At 60.1% G+C, this 20,728-nt stretch carries 17 protein-coding genes, 1 tRNA gene and 2 pseudogenes; 9 read left to right on the top strand and 11 right to left on the bottom strand.

All coding sequences use genetic code 11. From position 1 onward, the window contains the following. Positions 1–84: 84 nt before the first annotated feature. The 3 genes and pseudogenes from J2Y86_RS30455 to J2Y86_RS13185 all read left to right on the top strand — a co-directional run. Positions 85–849: pseudogene (locus tag J2Y86_RS30455) on the top strand (PAS domain-containing protein); the annotation flags it as partial. After that, on the top strand, positions 829–1,437 hold the full coding sequence (locus tag J2Y86_RS30450) for a methyl-accepting chemotaxis protein (RefSeq protein WP_253440266.1): 609 nt from the start codon (positions 829–831) through the stop codon (positions 1,435–1,437). The pseudogene J2Y86_RS30455 and the gene J2Y86_RS30450, both read left to right, overlap by 21 nt. A 57-nt stretch (positions 1,438–1,494) precedes the next feature. Continuing rightward, the gene (locus J2Y86_RS13185; RefSeq protein ID WP_253431942.1) at positions 1,495–2,094 is read left to right on the top strand and encodes a flavin reductase family protein; all 600 of its coding nucleotides are present in this window, start codon (positions 1,495–1,497) and stop codon (positions 2,092–2,094) included. A 4-nt stretch (positions 2,095–2,098) separates the two neighbouring features. Here J2Y86_RS13185 and J2Y86_RS13180 read toward each other — a convergent pair whose 3' ends face one another. Both J2Y86_RS13180 and J2Y86_RS13175 read right to left on the bottom strand, forming a co-directional pair. After that, positions 2,099–2,467, bottom strand: a complete 369-nt coding sequence (locus J2Y86_RS13180) for a cupin domain-containing protein (RefSeq protein ID WP_253431939.1) — start codon at positions 2,465–2,467, stop codon at positions 2,099–2,101. A 76-nt stretch (positions 2,468–2,543) separates the two neighbouring features. Next, on the bottom strand, positions 2,544–3,353 hold the full coding sequence (locus J2Y86_RS13175; RefSeq protein ID WP_253431937.1) for an AraC family transcriptional regulator: 810 nt from the start codon (positions 3,351–3,353) through the stop codon (positions 2,544–2,546). Positions 3,354–3,507: 154 nt separating this feature from the next. Here J2Y86_RS13175 and J2Y86_RS13170 point away from each other — a divergent pair, with 154 nt between their 5' ends. Genes J2Y86_RS13170 through J2Y86_RS13160 form a run of 3 tightly spaced genes read left to right on the top strand, consistent with a single transcriptional unit; the run spans position 3,508 to position 5,632 of the window. Next, positions 3,508–4,149 (top strand): LysE family translocator, encoded by a 642-nt coding sequence (locus J2Y86_RS13170; protein ID WP_253431935.1) that lies wholly within the window; start codon positions 3,508–3,510, stop codon positions 4,147–4,149. 10 nt (positions 4,150–4,159) lie between these two features. Further along, a complete protein-coding gene (gene ddlA, locus J2Y86_RS13165; RefSeq protein WP_253431932.1) occupies positions 4,160–5,254 on the top strand; it encodes a D-alanine--D-alanine ligase in 1,095 nt (364 codons plus the stop codon). Between the two features lie 33 nt (positions 5,255–5,287). Then, positions 5,288–5,632 carry a gamma-glutamylcyclotransferase family protein gene (locus tag J2Y86_RS13160; protein WP_253431929.1) on the top strand — a complete coding sequence of 115 codons (345 nt, stop codon included), beginning with the start codon at positions 5,288–5,290 and terminating at the stop codon, positions 5,630–5,632. A gap of 63 nt (positions 5,633–5,695) precedes the next feature. Here J2Y86_RS13160 and J2Y86_RS13155 read toward each other — a convergent pair. Continuing rightward, positions 5,696–6,850, bottom strand: a pseudogene (locus tag J2Y86_RS13155) (Fic family protein). A 188-nt stretch (positions 6,851–7,038) separates the two neighbouring features. Further along, complete coding sequence (ggt, locus tag J2Y86_RS13150; RefSeq protein ID WP_253431923.1) at positions 7,039–8,871, bottom strand: gamma-glutamyltransferase; 1,833 nt, start codon at positions 8,869–8,871, stop codon at positions 7,039–7,041. 151 nt (positions 8,872–9,022) lie between these two features. Here ggt and J2Y86_RS13145 point away from each other — a divergent pair, with 151 nt between their 5' ends. Continuing rightward, complete coding sequence (locus tag J2Y86_RS13145; RefSeq protein WP_253431919.1) at positions 9,023–10,132, top strand: DUF2817 domain-containing protein; 1,110 nt, start codon at positions 9,023–9,025, stop codon at positions 10,130–10,132. An 830-nt stretch (positions 10,133–10,962) separates the two neighbouring features. Next, the gene (locus J2Y86_RS13140) at positions 10,963–11,286 is read left to right on the top strand and encodes a hypothetical protein (RefSeq protein WP_253431916.1); all 324 of its coding nucleotides are present in this window, start codon (positions 10,963–10,965) and stop codon (positions 11,284–11,286) included. Between the two features lie 250 nt (positions 11,287–11,536). Here the strand turns inward: J2Y86_RS13140 and J2Y86_RS13135 are convergent. The 6 genes from J2Y86_RS13135 to J2Y86_RS13110 form a co-directional block, all read right to left on the bottom strand. Continuing rightward, a tRNA-Met gene (locus J2Y86_RS13135) sits at positions 11,537–11,613 on the bottom strand. Between the two features lie 80 nt (positions 11,614–11,693). Beyond that, positions 11,694–13,154 carry an amidase gene (locus tag J2Y86_RS13130; protein WP_253431913.1) on the bottom strand — a complete coding sequence of 487 codons (1,461 nt, stop codon included), beginning with the start codon at positions 13,152–13,154 and terminating at the stop codon, positions 11,694–11,696. Between the two features lie 61 nt (positions 13,155–13,215). Then, positions 13,216–14,250, bottom strand: coding sequence for an ABC transporter substrate-binding protein (locus tag J2Y86_RS13125; protein WP_253431910.1), 1,035 nt, complete (start codon positions 14,248–14,250; stop codon positions 13,216–13,218). A gap of 27 nt (positions 14,251–14,277) precedes the next feature. Continuing rightward, positions 14,278–15,087 carry an ABC transporter permease gene (locus tag J2Y86_RS13120; RefSeq protein WP_253431908.1) on the bottom strand — a complete coding sequence of 270 codons (810 nt, stop codon included), beginning with the start codon at positions 15,085–15,087 and terminating at the stop codon, positions 14,278–14,280. Further along, positions 15,084–16,004 (bottom strand): ABC transporter permease, encoded by a 921-nt coding sequence (locus J2Y86_RS13115; RefSeq protein WP_145316489.1) that lies wholly within the window; start codon positions 16,002–16,004, stop codon positions 15,084–15,086. The genes J2Y86_RS13120 and J2Y86_RS13115 overlap by 4 nt, the downstream gene beginning before the upstream one ends. 15 nt (positions 16,005–16,019) lie before the next feature. Beyond that, a complete protein-coding gene (locus tag J2Y86_RS13110; RefSeq protein WP_253431905.1) occupies positions 16,020–17,138 on the bottom strand; it encodes an ABC transporter ATP-binding protein in 1,119 nt (372 codons plus the stop codon). A gap of 226 nt (positions 17,139–17,364) precedes the next feature. Between J2Y86_RS13110 and J2Y86_RS13105 the strand changes: the two genes are divergently transcribed. Next, the gene (locus tag J2Y86_RS13105) at positions 17,365–18,270 is read left to right on the top strand and encodes a LysR substrate-binding domain-containing protein (protein WP_253431901.1); all 906 of its coding nucleotides are present in this window, start codon (positions 17,365–17,367) and stop codon (positions 18,268–18,270) included. Between the two features lie 108 nt (positions 18,271–18,378). On the opposite strand, the gene J2Y86_RS13100 is transcribed toward J2Y86_RS13105, so the two are convergent. Next, positions 18,379–20,439: a methyl-accepting chemotaxis protein gene (locus tag J2Y86_RS13100; RefSeq protein WP_253431897.1), complete on the bottom strand. Its 2,061-nt coding sequence runs from the start codon at positions 20,437–20,439 to the stop codon at positions 18,379–18,381. Positions 20,440–20,728: the final 289 nt, after the last annotated feature.

Here is a 20,728-nt window from a genome sequence, read left to right as displayed (position 1 = left end):
GCGCGGCGCATATGGCAACTATTTTTGTAGGACAAGCCTGAAGCACTCTTCAGAAAATATCCCCAAGGCCGATGGCTAGGCTGCATGCCGCTTTCTTTCCCTGCCCATCGGTGCTTTCCCATGTTCAACAAACGCTTGAAGCAAGAGTTGTCGGCTCTTCGCGAAGAACTCTCCAGCCTTCAGCAAGTGAAGGAAAGTCTGGAAAGCGAGATGCTGGTCCTGACCCTTGATCCCGATGGGCGGATTCAATCGGCCAACCAGAATTTCATCAGCGAAATGCTCTACAAGAGCCACGACCTGATCGATCGTCCGATCGAAGACATCGTGCCGCCCCATGTGAAGTCCGATGAATTCCATCACCGTTTCAAGGCCGCGCTGACCCGTGGCGAACACTTCGCCGGTGCGGTGCGCCTGTTGCGTGGCGATGGTCAGGAAGCCTGGTTGCGCTCGATCGTGCAGCCCGTGCGTTCTTCGGACGGGCGAATCAAACATTTTTCGATTTTTTCCAGCGACCTGACCCGCACCATCGAGGCCTCCCGTGAACACGAGAACCTGATCGGTGCGCTGGTACGTTCGACGGCGGTGATCGAGTTCGACCTCGCTGGCAACGTGCTCGCAGCCAATGAGCGGTTTCTCAACGGAATGGGTTACAGCCTGGCGCAAATCAAGGGCAAACATCACCGCATCTTCTGCGAAGCGCAGGAGCACAACAGCGCCGAGTATCAGGACTTCTGGCGTCGTCTGAATGCTGGTGAATTCGTGGCCGGCCGCTTCAAGCGCATTGACAGCCACGGGCGTACGGTCTGGCTGGAAGCGTCCTACAACCCGGTGGTCGACGCCAACCACAAGCTCTACAAAGTGGTGAAGTTCGCCACGGTGATCACCGATCAGGTCAATCAGGAGCAGGCCGTCGCCGAAGCGGCCAACATTGCCTATGGCACCTCGCAGCAAACCGATCAAAGCGCCCAGCGCGGCACCGCCGTGGTCACTCAGGCTGTGAACGTGATGCGCGATCTGGCCAAGCACATGCAAACCGCCGGCGACGGCATCGAAGCGCTGAACGAACAATCGCTGGTGATCGGTACCATCGTCAAAACCATCAGTGGCATTGCCGAACAGACCAACCTGCTGGCGCTCAACGCGGCCATCGAAGCGGCCCGGGCCGGTGAACAGGGCCGCGGTTTTGCCGTGGTGGCGGACGAGGTCCGGCAACTGGCTTCGCGCACCAGTCAGGCCACGGATGAAATCGTGTTGGTGGTGCGTCAGAACCAGGACATGGCGCGTAACGCCGTGTCCCTGATGACCGACGGCAAACTCCAGGCTGAACAAGGGTTGGCGCTGGCGGCAGAGGCGGGCACGGTGATTGTCGAGATTCAGGACGGTGCGCAGAAAGTGGTGAATGCGGTCGGACAGTTCGCCAATCAGCTGTCGAGTTGATACCTGCCAACCGGGCGGAAATCGTTACAATCGGCTCTTTTCCCAGGAGCAGATGCCATGAGCGCTTCCCATCGCCGCCCGGTTCCCTTGTCCAAAGCCTATCGTCTGCTCAATCACGGGCCGACCGTGCTGGTCAGCGCGGTCCATGACGGGCAGCGCAATATCATGGCTGCGGCCTGGGCCATGCCGCTGGATTTCGAACCGCCGAAAATTGCCGTGGTGCTGGACAAGTCCACCTGGACCCGGCAACTGCTGGAAGCGTCGGGCACGTTCGTGCTGAACGTGCCCTGCGCCGCCCAGGCCGATATCGTGCAAACCGTGGGCTCGACGTCCGGACTGGAGCTGACCCAAGGCCAGGGCCGGGATAAATTCCAGACCTATGATTTGCAGACCTTCAGCGGCGAATTGATTGATGCGCCGATGCTCGAAGGCTGTGTGGCCTGGCTGGAATGCCGACTGCTGCCCGAACCCGGCAATCACCAACAGTACGATCTGTTCGTGGCCGAAGTGATTGCCGCCCAGGCGGACGAGCGTGTGTTCAGCGAGGGGCGGTGGCATTTCGAGGGGCACGATGCGTTGCGAACCTTGCACCACGTGGCCGGCGGGCATTTCCTGACAATCGGCGATCCGGTGGACGGGAAAACCTTACAGCCGTAAGACTTCACAGCCAAACGTCATTCTCAGCCGTGCGTTCGCCGCCATTGCTGCCGGTGTTCAACACGCCCCGGGGTTCGATAAGCAGGAGTTTCACCTCCTGCCCGGCGAACGGTTTGTGCTCGACCCCCTTGGGCACCACATACATTTCGCCGGCGTTCACCAGCACGTGGCCATCGCGAAAATCGATGCGCAACTGGCCTTCGAGAACGATGAAGGCTTCGTCGGTATCAAGGTGGTCATGCCAGATGAAATCCCCCAGCAGCTTCACCACCTTGAACTGATAGTCGTTCATTTCGGCGATGACCCGCGGTGTCCAGTGCGAGTCGATCCGGGAGATTTTTTCGGCGAAGTTCAGGCTTTCGTAGGCTTTCATGGAGCAGCTCTCGTGGTTGATCGTCAAACCACGATAGCCAGCGCAGCAGCGTGCTTCTTGTACGATTGTGCGTGGCTCAGCGGCGGTGCATCTTCATCCAGCGCGCTGGCGACAAACCGTAGGTTTTGCTGAACTGGCGGGTCATGTGGCTCTGATCGGTGAAGCCGGCGATCAGCGCGGCGCTGACCAGCGGCTGCCCTTGAATCAGCAGCGAACGAACCAGGTCGAGGCGGCGCATGGTCAAGTAACGGTATGGGCTGGTGCCGAACAACAGGCGAAAGTCTCGCGACAGGCTCCAGCGATCCCGGCCGCTGTGGTGCGCCAGTTCTTCCAGCGTCACGGTGCGATCCAGTGCGCTGTGCATGTATTCTCGCGCGCGTTCCGCAGCCCTGTAGTCGAAGCTTGCGTGCCTGGCAGTGACTCCACCAGCGCTGTTCAAGGCTTGCGCCAGATCGAACAGCGCATCCTGCGCTTCCAGCGGTTCGAGGGGGGCGTCGAGGCTGCGCAGCAGGACTTCGGTGGCGGCGAACAGGCGTGGATCGGTCGACAAGCCGTTCTTGATGAACGGCAGCGGCTGACCGCCGAGCATTTGCTGAATCAGTGCCGGTTCGATGTACATCATCCGGTACTGGAATCCGAGCTCGGTCCCGGCTTCGCCATCGTGGATTTCGTCCGGGTGCAGCACCATCGTCCCGCCGGGCAGGCTGTGGCGCCAGCCGCCGCGGTACTGAAAGCGCTGCACGCCGGCGAGAGTGTGACCGATGGCGTAAGTGTCATGGCGGTGCAGGTCGTAGCCATGTCCGGCAAAAAACGCTTCGAACCGCTGCAGCCCCGCCACATCGGGCGCGCGGTGGAACCAGTCATTGTGCGGTGGGTGCCTGGTCATGGTGATCGTTGTCTGGAACTCGATGCGGATCACGTTAACCCAGTGACCGGTTGTCTGTCTTCTGGCCGATGAAAGGCCGCGATCGAGTAGAAAATCGAAAGCAAATGTTGCACTGTGTGGCACATCCTCTGTAGCCAAGAAGGCGACCCACGTCATGGAAATTTCCCACCTGAGCTACGCCGCACCGTTGTTGTCGCTGGCGTTGTTGTGGACGGTCGCGGTGGTGACGCCGGGGCCGAATTTCTTCAACATCGCGCAACTGGCGGCCAGTCAATCCAAGCGCCACGGGGTGGTGGCCGCACTGGGCGTGGCCACTGGCACTGTGCTCTGGGGACTGGCGGGCGGGTTGGGCATCAAGTCGCTGTTCAGCGCGGCGCCGACGCTTTACCTGAGTTTCAAGATTGCCGGTGGCTGTTACCTGATCTACCTGGGCTTGAAGCAATTCCGGCGTAAACCGCCCGTTGTCGCGGGCAATCGCGGCTCGATTGACGGAGCAGGGCGCACGTTACTGTCGGTGTATGGCCAAGGTTTCCTGGGCAACATGACCAACCCCAAATCTGCCTTGTTCGTCGCGACCATCTTCGCGACAGCGATGCCCGCGACCGTGCCGCCGATGTTGCTGGCGCTGGCCGTGCTGACCATGGCGACCCTGTCTTTCAGTTGGTATAGCGGCGTTGCGCTGCTGTTTTCAAGTCGCCGCATGGCGGGCGCTTACGAGCGATCGCGCAAATGGCTGGATCGCTTCGCCGGCAGTTGCTACGTGCTGTTCGGTGCGCATCTGGTGGCCAATCGTTGAGGAATTCTGAATGAGCAAACTGCGGGTAGGCATTATTTTTGGCGGCCGTTCGGCTGAGCACGAAGTGTCGCTGCAATCGGCGAAAAACATCGTCGACGCGCTGGACCGGTCGCGCTTCGAACCGGTACTGATCGGCATCGACAAGCAGGGCCATTGGCACCTCAACGATCCGTCGAACTTCCTGCTCAACCAGGAAAACCCGGCGCTGATCGCCCTCAACCAGTCCAACCGCGAACTCGCCGTGGTGCCGGGCAAGGCCAGTCAGCAACTGGTGGAAACCTCGAGTCAGGAACTGCTGGGCCACGTCGATGTGATCTTCCCGATCGTCCACGGCACCCTCGGTGAAGACGGTTGCCTGCAAGGGTTGCTGCGCATGGCCGATCTGCCGTTTGTCGGCTCCGATGTGCTCGGGTCGGCGGTGTGCATGGACAAGGACATCAGCAAGCGTCTGCTGCGAGATGCCGGGTTGGCGGTCACGCCATTCGTGACCCTGACCCGCGCCACAGCCAGGCGCACCGGGTTCACCGAGGTCCAGGGCAAGCTCGGCCTGCCGCTGTTCGTCAAACCGGCGAACCAGGGTTCTTCGGTGGGCGTGAGCAAGGTCAACGACGAAGCCGAGTACACGGCCGCGGTCGAACTGGCTCTGGGTTTCGATGAGAAAGTGCTGGTCGAATCCGCCGTCAGCGGCCGCGAGATCGAATGCGCTGTGCTCGGCAACGAAGACGCGATCGCCAGCGGTTGCGGCGAAATCGTCGTGCGCAGCGGGTTCTATTCCTACGACAGCAAGTACATCGATGCACAAGCCGCTGAAGTGGTGGTCCCGGCTGACATCAGCAGCGAGGCCAGCGAGCGTATTCGTGCCCTGGCCGTCGAGGCGTTTCAGGTGTTGGGCTGCTCCGGTCTGGCGCGGGTCGATGTGTTCCTGACCGACAGCGGCGAAGTGCTGATCAACGAGATCAACTCGCTGCCCGGTTTCACCCGCATCAGCATGTACCCCAAGCTGTGGCAGGCCACCGGCATGACCTACAGCGAACTGGTCAGCCGCCTGATCGAACTGGCGCTGGAGAAACACCAGGCGCGGCAGGCACTGAAGATTTCTCGCTAGGCTGCACGCGACTAATCAATCAAGGATTCAGGAATGAGCGATTCAACGGTGTATCTGTTTTCCTACGGCACCTTGCAGGACAAAGCCGTGCAACTGGCCAACTTCGGGCGCGAGCTGACCGGTAGCGCCGACGCGATGTTGGGATACGAGCAGGCGTGGGTGGAAATTACCGATCCCGAGGTATTGGCCACCAGCGGCAAGACGCACCATCCGATCCTTCGCCCGGGCAATAAGGACAGCGCGCCGATTCCGGGGATGGTGTTTCAGATCACGGCCGAAGAGTTGGCGGCTGCGGATAGTTATGAAGTGTCGGATTACAAGCGCGTCAGCGTGGTGCTGGAGTCCGGGATTGAAGCGTGGGTGTATGTGAGTGTGTAGTTGCGCGGTGAGGCGACGGTAATCAGGGACTCGCTGATTACTCTGGTATACGTGCCATTCGCTTTAAGGGTTTTCCAGCGGTTCGGGGATAAATCCTTGCTCTCTGAGCCCCTTAATAACACCTCGCATCAGGTAGTTATTTGAGAACCCGATAGTGTATTGCCTTGCTCCTTCGTTGATCGGGAGGAGCATTCCCTGGCTAACCAGTTTTTTGATCAAATAGGTACGTTGGCTACTTGATAGATCCGGTAGCACACTCGCGAGATCGGCAGACTTGACGATGCGTTCAGTGATTGCTTTATCCAGCACAGCCTCTTCTGTTTTGGTAATCCATTCACGCTGACGAGCGAATGTAATAGCAGGCGTGAGAATCGAGTGCTTGAGATAGGCGTAGTCGGTGAGTCGATCGACCTTGGCAATTTCATCCTTTACCCCCGTCAGTATGTAGATGCACCACGCCTCAAGTCCGTCTTTGGTACCGGTGTCAGCAACACCTAGCATTGCGTAATAGCGCTCACGATCGTTACAGAAAACGGCCGTGGGATTTAGCACTCTACCGCCTGTATTTACGTTGAACCCGTATTTCATCAAGAGTGCATAAGTGAGTAGTCTCACTACACGGCCATTGCCGTTTCCAAAAGGGTGGATCCAACCGAATCTATGATGAGCCAAGGCGATCTTCATCAGATCGTATTTCGGTAGGTCGTTGTTATTCACGAATGCAACCAGTTCTTGCATGTATCCCGGAACCTGAACAGCTTCAGGCGGAAGGTGATCTGACTGCGCGATACGTACTGGAGTTTGACGGTAGGCACCTGGAGTTCGGTCGCCTTCGCGCTCCAATTCCTCGACAGTCATCGCATGAATTTCGCGAATGGTCCGTTCTGTCAGCGGTTCACCAGGCCGCATGATTTCTTCGATATAGCTCATGGCTTTTTCGATGTTGGCAATTTCACGCAGTTGATCACTGTCCGTTGCCTTACCTTCGATTTTGTTGTCGAGATAGTCGGCCAGCGTTGTATGGTTGCCCTCGATCCGTGCTGACCCCAGGCTTTCCAGCGTATGGAAGATTGCCTTGAGTTGGAAAAACACCGGGGCTGGAGTATCGCCTTAGAGTCGCAGTCGTCGTAGGTGCTCCAATTCACTCAAGACATCTACCAACGGTGAGTCGAACGTCGGATTCAGGAGCTGAAGCTCGTGATGGGAAAATTCAGGCATATGAAATTTATCTCTGAGGCCGCAGGAGGTTATCTCTAATGAGGGCCTCAATAGCCCCTATTTATAGGACTATTTCGCCGATGGTGTAAAAATTATCTCTAATCGCTCTCTGCGAGAAGTTAAAAACTGCAACGGAATAAGTAAAAAGGGCCTACCTCCCGGTAAGCCCTTTCCGCGCCGCGTATGACTCAATCCCCCAACGCTTCCCCCTCGCGCCGCGGATCCGCCCCACCCGCCAGCGATGCTTTCCCCTGCGCATCCTTGACCCGGACAATCGCCTGAGTGCCGCTGGTCATGTCGATTTCGCTCACGCTGTGGCCCTTGTCCTTCAACGCCTGAATCAGCCCGGCACTGAACTGTCCCTGTTCCAGTTCGGTCGGACCGTTGCGGCTGCCGAAGTTGGGGAGGTTGATGGCGGTTTGCGGGTCGAGGTTCCAGTCGAGCAGGCCGATGGTGGATTTGGCGACGTATTCAATGATTTGCGAACCGCCGGGGGAGCCGATGGTGGCGAGGAATTCGCCGCTCTGGCGGTCGAAGATCAGGGTGGGGGCCATGGACGAGCGTGGGCGTTTGCCGGGTTCGACGCGGTTGGCGACTTTCTGCCCGTTTTCTTCCGGGATGAATGAGAAGTCGGTCATCTGGTTGTTGAGCAGAAAGCCCTGAACCATCAGGTGCGAGCCGAATGCGGATTCGACCGTAGTGGTCATCGACACCGCTCCGCCCAGGTCATCGACCGCTACCACTTGCGAGGTGGAAATGCGCAGCGGCGAACGGTCCGGCGCGTAGGCGACCTGAATGCCCGGCGGTGTGCCAGGCTTGGCCGTGCCCATGCTGCGATCACCGATGAGGGCGGCGCGGCTGGCCAGATAGGTCGGGTCTACCAGGCCTTTGACCGGGACCGGTACGAAGTCGCTGTCGGCGACGTACTGTGCACGGTCGGCGTAAGCGAGGCGCTCGGCTTCGGAGATCAGGTGCACGGCTTCCGGGGCGGGTTCGATGCCGGCGGGGAGGGTACTTTTGACTGGCTTTAGTGGCGCCAGGGCATAACGCAGGTCGCGGGTTTCCAGCGCCTGCAAGGTGCCAAGGATCTGCGCCACGGCGATTCCGCCCGACGACGGCGGCGGCATGCCGCAGACCTGCCAGCGTTTGTAGTCGGTGCACAGCGGCGCGCGTTCCTTGGCGGAGTAGCCATTGAGATCGCTCAGCGACAGGCTGCCGGGGTTGGCGTGGCCCTGAACCTTGGCGACGATCTCCTGCGCGATAGGGCCTTTGTACAACGCATCAGGACCTTCCTTGGCGATGCGTTTGAATGCGGCGGCCAGCGCCGGGTTTTTCAGCGGGGTGCCCACGGCTTTCGGGCTGCCATCGGCGTTGCGGAAGTAGGCCATCATGTCTGGCGAACGCTGCATGGACGAATCCGAAGCAATCAGCTGATACAGGCGTGGTGAGATGGGAAAACCTTGCTCCGCGAGTCTGATCGCCGGTTCGAACAACTGCGCCCAGGGCAGGCGCCCGTGTTTCCGATGGGCCAGTTCCAGCGCCCGCAACACGCCGGGGGTGCCCACGGAACGACCGCCAATCTGCGCCTGAGTGAACGGCATCGGTTTGCCGTCGGCTTGCAGGAACAGCTTCTCCGTGGCACCGGCCGGCGCGGTTTCACGACCGTCGTAGGTGCGCACGTTTTTGCCGTCCCAGAGCACGATAAACGCACCACCGCCGATACCCGAGGATTGCGGTTCGACCAACGTCAGCACCGCTTGCATCGCAATAGCGGCATCAATCGCCGAACCGCCCTGACGCAGCATCGCTCGCCCGGCTTCGGCGGCAAGCGGATTCGCCGCCGCCGCCATATGCTTCGAGGCGTGCCGGGTCTGCAGGTCGGTGCGATAACCCGAGGCGGCTTCCGGCGCGGTCGGCAACTTCGATGCGGGCGGAACGTTACACGCCGCGAGGGTTAATGCGCCGGCGATCAGCGAAAGGGCTGACAGGCGATAGCGATTCAAGCGAAGGGCTGAGAACACGCGGGGCACTCCATCCGTGGGAAAGATCAGGGGACTTTATCGGCCGACAGCCAGTGACGCAAACCAGGGGTGTTTTTGTCCTTCATCCGTTGACGGATTTTCTGTAGGGTCAAGGGCAGTAGACGAGTCAGAAAATCAACAAGAGGCAGACATGCAGACCGACTTCCCCTCACAGCCAAGCTATGGCGCCCAGCGTGAACAATTTCTGGCGGCGGCAATCGCGGCCGGCGCGACGCTGACCGAGTATCCGCACCCGCTCAAAGGCCCGTTCGGGGAGCCGTTGAGCACCGATGTGGCGGTGCTCGGTGATCCGGGCGCCAAGCGTCTGCTGATCGCGCTGAGTGGTACTCACGGGGTCGAAGGCTTCTATGGCTCGGGCTGTCAGATCAAGTGGATGCAGGAGCTGGGCAAGCGTTCATTGCCGGCCGATGTCGCCGTGGTGTTTGTTCATCTGATCAACCCCTGGGGCACGGCTTGGCTGCGTCGGGTCAACGAAGACAACATCGACCTCAACCGAAATCACCTGAACTTCGAACATCCCCTGCCGGACAATCAGGCCTACGCGGCGTTGCATGAGATCTATGCCTGCACCGAGCTGACAGGCCCCGAGCGTGATCGCGCCGATGTGCTGCTTGATCAGCAGATCCAGGAACACGGCTGGCCGGCGGTGATGTCGATTGTCGAGGGTGGCCAGCACAGTCATCCCGACGGGCTGTTTTACGGCGGGCGGGCGCCGAGCTGGTCGAACCGCACGTTGCACCGGATCCTGCAAAAACATGTCGCCCATGCCGATGCCGCGATGTGCTTCGATTTGCACACCGGTGCCGGGGAATACGGCCATCCAATGTTGTTGACCATCACCGAGTCCGCTTATCCAGCGTTGGCGGATGCGCAGGCGATCTACGGACCGTGGCTCTATACGCTGCTGACCGGCGCCGACACGCTGAGCGAAACCGGCGTGGCCGCCACGGCCACCGGCTACACCTCGCAGGCGCTGGTCGATGCGCTGCCACAGGTGCGACTGATGCCCTTCGTGATCGAGTGCGGGACTTATCCGGGGGCCGAAGTTCATCGTCATTTGCGCGACGACCATTGGCTGCATCTGCACGGCAATCCGAGTGATGCGGTAGGGCGTGAAATCAAACTGAATCTGCTGGAGCAGTTCTATCCCGCCGACAGCGACTGGCAGTCGATGGTCTGGCTGCGTACGTGGCAGATATGGGAGCGGGGGTTGTCCGCGTTGGCGTCGATGCGTTTGTGACAGGGTAGGTGGCCGGTACAGGTTTTGTGTCGGCCAAAGATTTCGCGCACAACACATCCCCTTTAGGAGCCGGCTTGCCGGCGAAGCTTCTGGCGCCCTTGCGCGCACCATCTTTCGTAAATTAGTTAATTAGCGATTTGCCCTACATCCGCTTCTTACTTTCCTGACTTCTTTCTTTTCTTATCCCCCGCACAGTCTCGCGCACCATTTTCTGTGCGAGGGATTGCCCGTGGGCGAGATGAATTGTCCACGGTTGTTTTTCGAAGACATCTTTCGCTTGGCGACTACTCAGTGGGAGGACCTCCACAAGGCCGGTCTTGAGGATCAATCAACATGGTAAGGCTTGCGATCTCTGACTCAGATAGATTTATGACCGCTTCGCGCTCAATTCGCGGGCAAGCCTCGCTCCTACAGGATTGGGTGTGTTCCCGGTTTTGGCGGCCTGACTCGGTCCTGTGGGAGCGAGGCTTGCCCGCGAAGGCGGTCTTACAGGCTGCGAAATTTCCGGGCAAGGTCGTCGGAAGTTTCCTTCAAGTTGTAGCGGTTTCCATGAACTGGTGGGAAATGCGCTCCATCGATAGTCTCTGGTGGTCACTGAAATTTCAGTGATGGGGTGTAGGAACCCTTCAAGACTAGAGAGGACGCTTTGGCGTCGACACTTGAATTGCGGCCATCAACATGCGTCCGTAAGATCAGTTGCGGCGGCTGTGCGCGGGCACGCTTCGGTGTGGTCGAGTTCTCTGGTCTCGATATTCCTACCCCGCGTATAGCTGCCACCCAAGCCTGTAGGAAGGCCGATGGTAGCTTCCCTTCTTACCAGAGGTTTAAAAATGACAAATCTTCACCCCGATCCACCCTACGAAAAACCAGCCCCTCCACCCAAAAGCCGCTTCATGGCACTGACCAGCAACTGCGACGACATGCCCACTTTGTTCGTCGATACCCTCGCACCACTCGACGTTTTATACGACGCTGCCCACTATCGAATTTGCGCCGTCACCCAAGTGATGGAAAACCTGTCGATGCGGGGCTCGATCGAATGTCAGTCTTTCATCCTCAGCGACTTTGCATTGCTCTGCGCCATTCCCTTGCGGGATGGGTGTGATGTGCTGGATGTGTTGGGGCGGCGGTTGAAAGCGCGGCGTTCGGAGTAGCGCCGGACGCTGTTGTGGCAGGGGAGCAAGCTTCCTCGCTACCAGGATCAAGAGATCGCAGCCTTCGGCAGCTCCTTCAGGGGAATCGAGCAACTTGCCGGCGGAAGCGGCCGCAAAATTGATGCAGGACTTAAGGGCCTCTTCGCCGGCAAGCCGGGCTCCTACAGGATTTTTGTCGGGAGTGGGGGCCTGTGCATTTTCTTTGGGCATAAAAAAACGGCCTACCTTTCGGTAAGCCGTTTTTAGTACTTGGTGGCTACACAGGGACTTGAACCCCGGACCCCAGCATTATGAATGCTATGCTCTAACCAACTGAGCTATGTAGCCAAGTGGCGCGCATTATTCGCGGGAAACGAATATGCGTCAAGCGCTTTTTTAAAAAATTTATCTACGCTATCAACCGTTTATCAAAATCCCTCGTTCAACAGTGGCGAAGGGCAGCGCTGGAACCAGCGACTCGCCTGTTCGTAAGCGTGGGCCAGTTGCAGGACGGCGAAGTCGGCCTGGTGCCTGCCGATGATTTGCAGGCCCATCGGTAAACCGTTCGAATTGAACCCTGCCTGCACATTCGCCACCGGACAGCCGGACAAGGTGCCGGGAATTACCACCTCCATCCAGCGGTGGTAGGTGTCCATGCTCACGCCTTCAATAGACGTCGGCCACGGCTGGGTTTTATCGAACGGGAACACCTGGGCACTGGGTAGCAGCAAATAATCGAAATCTTCAAACAGCCGGGAGATCGCCCGGTACCAGTTACTACGGTCCACGGAGGCCGTAAATACCTCGCTGGCGGACAGTTTCAAACCGTGTTCGATTTCCCAGCACGCTTCCGGTTTCAGTTGTGCGCGTTTTTGCGGGTCGGCGTAAATCGCGCCCAGCGAGCCGGCAACCATCCAGTGGCGCAAGGTTCGCCAACTGCTCCATAGCTGTTGCGGGGCGAATCCGGGCTGCACCGCTTCGATGTGACATCCCAGGCTTTCGAAGTCGGCGAAGGTTTTTTCGCAGAGGTCGAGAATGCCTTTTTCCATGGGCAGATAGCCGTTGAAATCCCCCAGCCAGCCCAGGCGCGTGCCTTTGAAGTCCCGCTCCAGTGGCGCCGCAAAGGCGCTGCCGGATTCGGCGATAGACAGCGGTGCCCGGACATCGGCACCGGCCTGTACCGACAGCAACAAAGCAGCATCGCGCACGCTGCGCCCCATGGGGCCTTCGTAGCCGAGCTGATCGATGAACAGGTCGGCGCTGTCATCGAAGGGCACGCGTCCCTGGGACGGACGGAAACCAAAGATGTTGTTGAAGGCCGCCGGGTTGCGCAGCGAACCCATCATGTCACTGCCGTCGGCCACCGGCACCAGATGCATCGCCAGCGCCGCCGCCGCGCCACCGCTGCTGCCGCCGGCAGTCTTGCTCGGATCAAAGGCGCAGCCGGTCGCGCCGAACAACGGATTGTAACTTTGCGAGCCGAGGCCGAACTCCGGGGTGTTGCTCTTGCCGATGATGATCGCGCCGGCTGCCTTCAGCCGCTCGACCATGATCCCGTCGCGATCGGGAATAAAGTCTTTGTACAGCGGCGAACCCAGCGTCGTGCGTATGCCACGGGTCAGCGACAGGTCTTTGACCGCATGGGGCAAGCCATGCATCCAGCCACGGTAATCGCCCCGTGTCAGCTCGGTGTCGCGCATCTCGGCCTGGGCCAGCAAGTCTTCCGGCGCCTGCAGGCTGATCAGCGCATTGACCCGTGGATTGAAGCGATCGATATGGGCCAGGTAAGTCTGCATCACTTCCCGGCAGGAAACCTGGCGCAGGCGAATGCGTTCGGCGAGTTCATGGGCCTGCAGCAGGACCAGTTCGCTGATGTTATTAGAAGTCATTGCAACGCTGCCTTTCGGACGGCTGGAGGAACACCCCGTCACCACGACGGGGCGGTTGGAATCAACGCATCAGGCTGGTCCAGAGACGGTCGGCCAGGCGGATCGCGCCTTCGCCGCAGGTCTTGCTGAACACCACTTGGGTGCCTTCGGGAATGTGCAACTCCGGGGCGTCCTTGAGGCTGGCGTCGAGGAACGGTTCCACGCCCTTGATCGGGCTTTGGTGCTTGAGGAAGTTCTGGGTCATGGCGGCATTTTCAGGCTGGCTGAGGAACGCGATAAACGCCCTGGCGTTCGCCGGGTTCTTGCTGCCGGTCGGGATCACCATGTTGTCGACCCACGCCAGCACGCCTTCTTTCGGGTAGAGGTACTTCAGGCCCGGTTTCATTTCCCGGGCGCGCATCGACGAACCGCCCCAGAACATCGACATGTCGATTTCGCCCGCGGCCAGGTTCTCGCGAATCGAGCCGGCCTTGGAGCTGTAAGTCTTGACGAAAGGTTTCTGCGCCTTGAGCAGGCTCAGCACTTGCTGCATCTGCTTGGGGTCTTCGCTGCACAGCGGGATGTTCAGGTACAGGCTGGCCATGTCGATCACTTCGCTGACCGAATCGAACATGTTGATCCGTCCCTGCAACTCGGCCGGCGGCTCGTAAAGCACCTTGTAGCTGTCGGCCGGGCCTTTGTAGCGTTCGGTGTTGAGCACCACGCTGGTGGTGCCCCAGATGAACGGCACGGAATAGGCGCCTTCCGGGTCCCAGGTGGGTTTTTTCAGGTTATCCACAACGCTGGCGTAGTAGGGCTCTTTGACCGGGTCGAAGCGTTCCAGCAGATTTTCCTTGATCAGGATCGGTACGAATTGGTGCGATGGAATCGCCACGTCGTAACCCGCGCCGCCCTGTTTCAGTTTGGCCAGCAATGTTTCGTTGGAATCGTAGGAATCCACGGTGACTTCGATACCGGTCTGTTTCTGAAACTTGGCGAGGATCTCCGGCGAAAAGTAACCACTCCAGCTCACCACGTTGAGTTTTTCTGCGGCCTGAACGCTGCCGGCCAGTGTCAGTAACAACGAAGTCCCGATGCTTGCAATCAACTTGCTCATGCTATTTCCCCACGGTACGTAGAAGGTTCAGGTGTTCTTTTTGCCCAGCAGGTAGGAGAGGCTGACGAACAGCACCGAGACGCCCAGGATCAGGGTCGAAACAGCGTTGACGTCGGGCGTCACACCCATGCGCAGCAGGCCGAATATGAAGATCGGCAGGGTGGTGGTGCCGGCCTGGGAGACCATCATCGAAATCACGAAGTTATCCAGCGAGACGATGAAGGCCAGCATCAGTCCGGAGAAAATCCCCGGCATCAGCAGCGGCAGGGTGACCTTGCGAAAAGTCCGCCACGGGCCGGCGTAGAGGTCGGCCGAGGCTTGTTCCAGGGACAGGTCCATGTCGTTGAGCCGCGCCCGGATCGGCAGGTAGGCAAAAGGAATGCAAAACACCGTGTGGGCGATGATCAGGTTGCCGTAGCCCAGGGACAGGCCGAGGGTGGAAAACAGTGCCAGCGTGGCGACGCCGACTACGATTTCCGGCAACACCAGTGGCAGCATGATCGCGCCCATCGACAGTTGCAGGCCTTTGAATCTGGCACCTCGCGAGGTGCCGAGGGCGGCCAGGGTGGCAATCGCCGTGGCGATCATGCTGGCGCAGACGGCGATCAACAGACTGTTGCCGGCCGCCTGGCGCAGCGCCTGATTGGCGAAGGCCGCGCGGTACCAGTCCAGGCTGAAGCCGGCCCACACCGTCGCCGACTGGTTGGCGTTGAACGAGAACACCACCAGCACCACTATCGGCGCGTAGAGGTACAGGTAGAACAGGAAACTGAAGCCACCGAAGCCCGGAAAATCCTGAACCCCCAGGCCGTTCCGCTTGAATAGACGCAGCATCATGCACCTCCCTTGGCGATGCGCTGACGTTCTGCGCGCAACGCATACACCGTCAGCACCAGCATCACGGCGGCCATCAACACTAGCGACAGCGCCGCGCCGAAAGGCCAGTTTCGTGCATCGCTGAACTGCCGGAAGATCAGGTTGCCGAGCATCATGCGCGTGCCGCCGCCCAGCAGTTCCGGGGCGATCATCGCGCCGAGACAAGGCACGAACGTGAGGATGGCGCCGGCGAGAATCCCCGGTCTGGCGATCGGCAGCACCACTTTGCGCAAGGTGCGCCAGCGTCCGGCGTAAAGGTCCTGCGCGGCTTCCAGCAGGCGGATGTCCATCTTTTCCAGCGTCGCGTAAATCGGCAGCACCACGAAGGGCGCGTAGGTGTAAACCAGACCCAGCAACACCGCGCCGTCGGTGTAGAGCAATTGCAACGGCTGGTCGATGACGCCGAGGCCCATCAGGCTGTTGTTGATCACACCGGTGTTACGCAAAAGCAAAATCCAGGCGTAGGTGCGGATCAGCAGGTTGGCCCAGAACGGCACGGTGATCAGAAAGATCAGCAGGCCGCGCCGATGCGCCGGTTGCATGGCCAGCCACACCGCCACCGGAAAGCCGATCAGCAACGTGATAATCGTCGTCAGACCGGCGATGCCGATGGAGCGCAAGGCGATCAGCAGATAGGAATCGGCGAAGGCCAGGCTGTCGTCCAGTTGCCGTTCAAACAGTAGCGAGGTGTAGGCGTCAGTGCTGAAGACTTTGTTGACCCCGCCGTAGGGGTTGGCTTCCATCAGCGAGTAGCCGATGACAATCAGGATCGGCACGATCAGAAACAGGCCGATGGCGATCAGCGCCGGGCTGACCCCGAGGAAGCTCTGGAAGGCCCGCCGGCGCTCCAGTGTGTTGGCGATCGGTAAAGCGTGCATGGCAAATCCTCGGGCTCAATCGTGCAGGACGCTGGCGCTGCCGCTGTCAAACAACAGGCCGGCCTGAGTGCCCACGGCGAAGCGCAGACTGCGGTCGACGTTGTTGGGCGTGCGCACGGTGAGGCGCGAGCCGTCACTCAGGCTGACTTGATATTGCAGGTCGGTGCCGAGGTAGATCTGCGCATCGATCCGACACGGCAGCGCGCCGTCGGTGTCGCCAGGCACGAGGTGCAGACGCTCCGGGCGCACGGACAGCGCGACGTTGGCGCCGATCTGAGCGTCGCTGCAGGGTTGTGCCGGCAACGGATGACCGGCGGGGCCTGCGAACCAGGCCTGGCCGTTCTCGACGCGTGTGACCGTGCCTTCGATGAAGTTGGTTTCGCCGATAAAGTCCGCCACGAAGCGATTGCGCGGGCGTTCGTAGATGTCTTCCGGGCGGCCGACCTGCTGCACTTCGCCTTCGGACAGCACGGCGATGCGGTCGGACATGGTCAGCGCTTCTTCCTGGTCATGGGTGACGAAGATGAAGGTGATGCCGGTCTTGGCCTGGATGGTTTTCAGCTCTTCGCGCATGGCCTGGCGCAGCTTGAGGTCGAGGGCCGAGAGCGGCTCGTCGAGCAGCAACACTTTGGGGTGCGGTGCCAGTGCCCGCGCCAGGGCAACGCGCTGTTGCTGGCCGCCGGAAAGTTGCGCCGGTTTGCGTGCGGCGAAACGTTCCATCTGTACCAGCGCAAGCATTTCACGCACACGCTCGGCGACCTGGGACTTGTTCATGACCTTGCCCATCGGGTGCGATTCGAGGCCGAAGGCCAGGTTCTCGGCGATGGTCATGTGCGGGAACAGCGCGTAATGCTGGAACACCGTGTTGACCGGGCGTTCGAACGGCGGGCGGTCGGCGATGTTTTCGCCGTAGAGCAGAATCTCGCCCTCGGTCGGAAACTCGAACCCGGCGATCATCCGTAAGAGTGTGGTTTTACCGCAGCCGGAAGGGCCGAGGAGGGTGAAGAATTCGTTGTCGCGAATGTCCAGGTCGATGCTTTTCAGCGCCACCGGGCCGGACTGTGGATCACCGTAGACTTTGCGCACCGAGCGGATGGACACCGCCAGTGTTTGCAGCGAATGCAGGGCATTCATGCGTTACCTCCGATTCCCCCATCGCCTGCGAATACGCTGATATCAGCAGCACCGTCGGGCCATGGATATTATTTTTTTGGGCAGGATCGAGATGTGTTCGGGTGTTTTGAGCCAGCTGTTTTTTGTTTTGCTGTGCCTGGATTATCAGTGAGGGGTTGCGGGGGCGACACTTCAATTTTAACATACGACCTGTTAAATAATTTAATAGCAGAAGGCGGCCAACCCCATGCCTGATCACCGTTTACCGCCACTGAATGCGGTGCGTGCCTTTGATGCGGCGGCTCGTCTGGGCAGCTACGTCGAGGCCTCGAAGGCGCTGCATGTGACTCAGCCAGCCATCGGGCGGCACGTAAAATTGCTGGAGGAATGGCTGGGCGTTCAACTGTTCGAGCGCACGTCTCGTGGTGTGACCTTGACGTTGGCGGGGGAGAAATATCACCGCAAGATTGCTGCTGCCTTGCAGCTGATGATCGAGGCTGGCAAGGAAGCCCGGCCCAGGGATGCCGAGCGCTGGCTGCGCATCATGGTGGTGCCGGGGTTTGCCAAGCGCTGGCTGATGCCACGCATTGAAGGCATGCGCCATTTGCGACCGGGTCTGAAGTTCGCCATCGAGCCCAATTCGACGTTCACCGATGTCGATGGCAAGAGCGCCGACCTCGGGATTGTCTACGGCGTGGACGGGCAGTACGCGCATTCCCGCGTCAGCCTGATCCGCCCGCGCGTATTTCCGATCTGTACGCCGGATTATCTCGCCAGCATCGACCCCGTCGGCGGTCCTGCCGATCTGGTGAAACACAACCTGATTCACGTTGATGACGGCGAGTGGTGGAACCTGTGGTTCGCCGCCCACGATCTGGATGTGCACCTCAACTCGGACATGCTGTACGTCAACAACGACCACGCGCTGTCGGTCGCCGAGAGCGGGCAGGGCATCGCACTGGCCAACGAAGTGTTGGTGCGTGAAGAACTTGAAAGCGGCGCGCTGGTGCGGGTGCTGGACGCGGAAGTAAAACTGGAAAGCTATCGTGTGTTGACGCCATCCGCCGAACTCTCGGCGGATGTGTCGTGGTTCATTCAGTGGCTGAAAACCGAACTGGAGCAGGACTTTCCAGAAGCGATAATCCCGTCCTGAACCGATATCTGTAGGAGCCGGTTTGTCTGGCGATCCAGATACCGCGGCTCGCCAGACAAACCGCGTGATCGTTCTTCGCCAGCAAGCCGGCTCCTACAAAAAACAGAGCTAGACAGTCAGGCGAAACCGTCCCGTGTTGTCGCTCAAGGCCTTGCTGCCCTGGCTCAAGGTGTCCGCGGCCTGATTCACTGCCCGTGCGCCTTCGAGCAAGCGCACGGCAGCCTGATCGACTTGCTGGATGTTGCCGCTGACTTCGTCGGCAGTGGTGGCTTGCTCGTCGACCGCGGTGGCGATCTGCGCCAGGGTGTCGGTGACACTCTGCACGGCGCTGGCGATTTCTCCCAGTCGCTCGCCGAGGCCGGTGACCGCTTGCGCATCGGATTGCGCCTGGCCGCAGGCGGCTTCCATCAGGCTCACGGCTTCATTCACCGTGCTGCGTAGACTGTCGACGGTGCCGGCAATCTGCGCGGTGGACGATTGGGTGCGTTGCGACAGGCTGCGCACTTCATCAGCCACCACCGCAAAGCCTCGACCCTGTTCACCCGCACGAGCGGCTTCGATGGCGGCGTTGAGCGCCAACAGATTGGTCTGCTCGGCAACCCCGCGAATGGTGTCGACCACCAACTGAATCTGCTGGCCTTGTTCGCTGACCCGCCCGAGAGCCGCTGCCGTTTCGTTCAAACGCTGATTGAGTTGCTGAATGCTCGCGGTGGTGCGTTGGCTGTCACGGCTGCTGTCGGCGGCAATGCGCTGGGTGTGCTGGGCGCTGCCGGAAGCCTGTTCGCAACTCTGGGCAACGCCTTGAGAGGTAGCGGCCAATTGCGTGGCCGCCGCCGCGATCTGACTGATCTGCAATTGCTGCGCTTCGACCTCACCCAACGCACCGCTGGAATGATGGTTGAGCGTGCGCACTGCATTACTCAGCTGCAGGGTTTCGTGATCGACTCCCAGCAAGCTGTTGCGCAATTGCACCACGGCGACGTTGAGTGCGGTGCTGATCGCCGCCAGTTCGTCGCGGCCTTCAACCGGCACTTGCAGGCTCAGATTGCCGTCGCGCAAGGCTTCGGCCAACAGCGTGATGCCGCTGGCGCTGCGACGGATCGAGGCCTGCAAGCAGATGAACAGGTACAACGCGGCCAGCAGCAGGCAACCAAAGATCGCTGCCACGACAATGAACTGGCGGATCGCCGAGCCGTGGTAGTAATCCAGACGCTGGTCCAGCGAGACCAACGACTGCTGGCGCAACGAAGCGAGGTCGGTGAGCAGGCCGTCCAGGCTGCGTTCGAATTCTTCAGGCTTGAGTTTGATGCTGCCACCGAACACACCGTCATCGAGGACTTTCAGCTCGGCATCGAGGTGTTTGAGGCTGTCATGGTATTGCCCGGCCCAGGCCTGCAAGGCACTGGGCAGACGTGCTTCCAGCAGCGTTGCGGTTTTCACCAGTTGCTCACGGGCGTCGCCGATGCGGCTGCGCAGGTCGCGCAGTTGCAGACGGCTTTGCAGGGTGAACTGACCCGACACCACGGATGCCTGGCCGACGCTGGCCAGGCGGCCGACCCGCTCGATCAGGTCCGGCGCGTGTTGCGTCGAGATCTGCGTCAGCAGGTAGGTTTCCAGCCACGGTGCGAGCGTCAGGCGATTGTCCATGGCGATCTGTTCGCGCAGGGCTTGCAGAGCGCTCAAGGCATTGGTGAAGCGGTCGTAGCCGTCCGGCCACCAGCCGACGCTGCTCAGGCTTTTCGAGTCGAGGCCATTGAGGGCGGTTTGCAGGGCTTGATAGCGGGCAAGCGTTTCGCCCTCGGCGCCTTCGGTTTGCAGCGCGTTGCCGAGGTCCGTGGTGGCCTGGGCGACTGCTGGCTGAACCGCATCGAACGCGCCCATCGCCGCGAGCGTGGCCGGTGTCGGCTGGCGGTTGGTCTCGGTGGCGCGCCAGCGTGCAGCGCGGTCACGCTGGGCGGCGAGGAGGTTATCCAGTGCATCCAGCGCCAGCAGTTGCCGGACCCCGGCACGCTCGCCGGAGATCAGGTTCAGTTTGGCGCGATAGTCCTGGCCGATCATCAGCAGGCTGCCCGCGAGTGGCAGGATAAACAGCAGAAACAACAGCTGAAACTTGCGGGCGAAACCAAAACGCCCGAGCAACCCGATCCCCGGAGATAAAAAAGCCTGCATGCCCCATGACTCCTCTGGACACCACGCACCAATCGCGTGCGTCGAGGTCGTTGCGACCGCGACTCGTGCCCTTTTTAAAGGCCTCGAAAGTTCACCCTCGTCAGCTCTGTAGGCCGACTCTGTAGCGAAACTTCCCATTCTCGGTGCCCTTTGTAAGGGCGCCGCGTTGAAGAGGATAAAGAAGGCAAGATTCAGACCATGGCGTTGAGCTATCAACGTCTGAATTTAGTTCGTTAGCTGGCTAAGGGGATGGCGCTGCTGCACTGAAAAATGGCACATTGACGCACCT

Origin of the sequence: Pseudomonas migulae (assembly GCF_024169315.1) — a bacterium.
Classification (GTDB): Bacteria; Pseudomonadota; Gammaproteobacteria; order Pseudomonadales; family Pseudomonadaceae; genus Aquipseudomonas; species Aquipseudomonas migulae_B.
The sequence above is the reverse complement of the archived record's forward strand: the minus strand, read 5'-3'. Positions and strand labels throughout refer to the sequence as shown.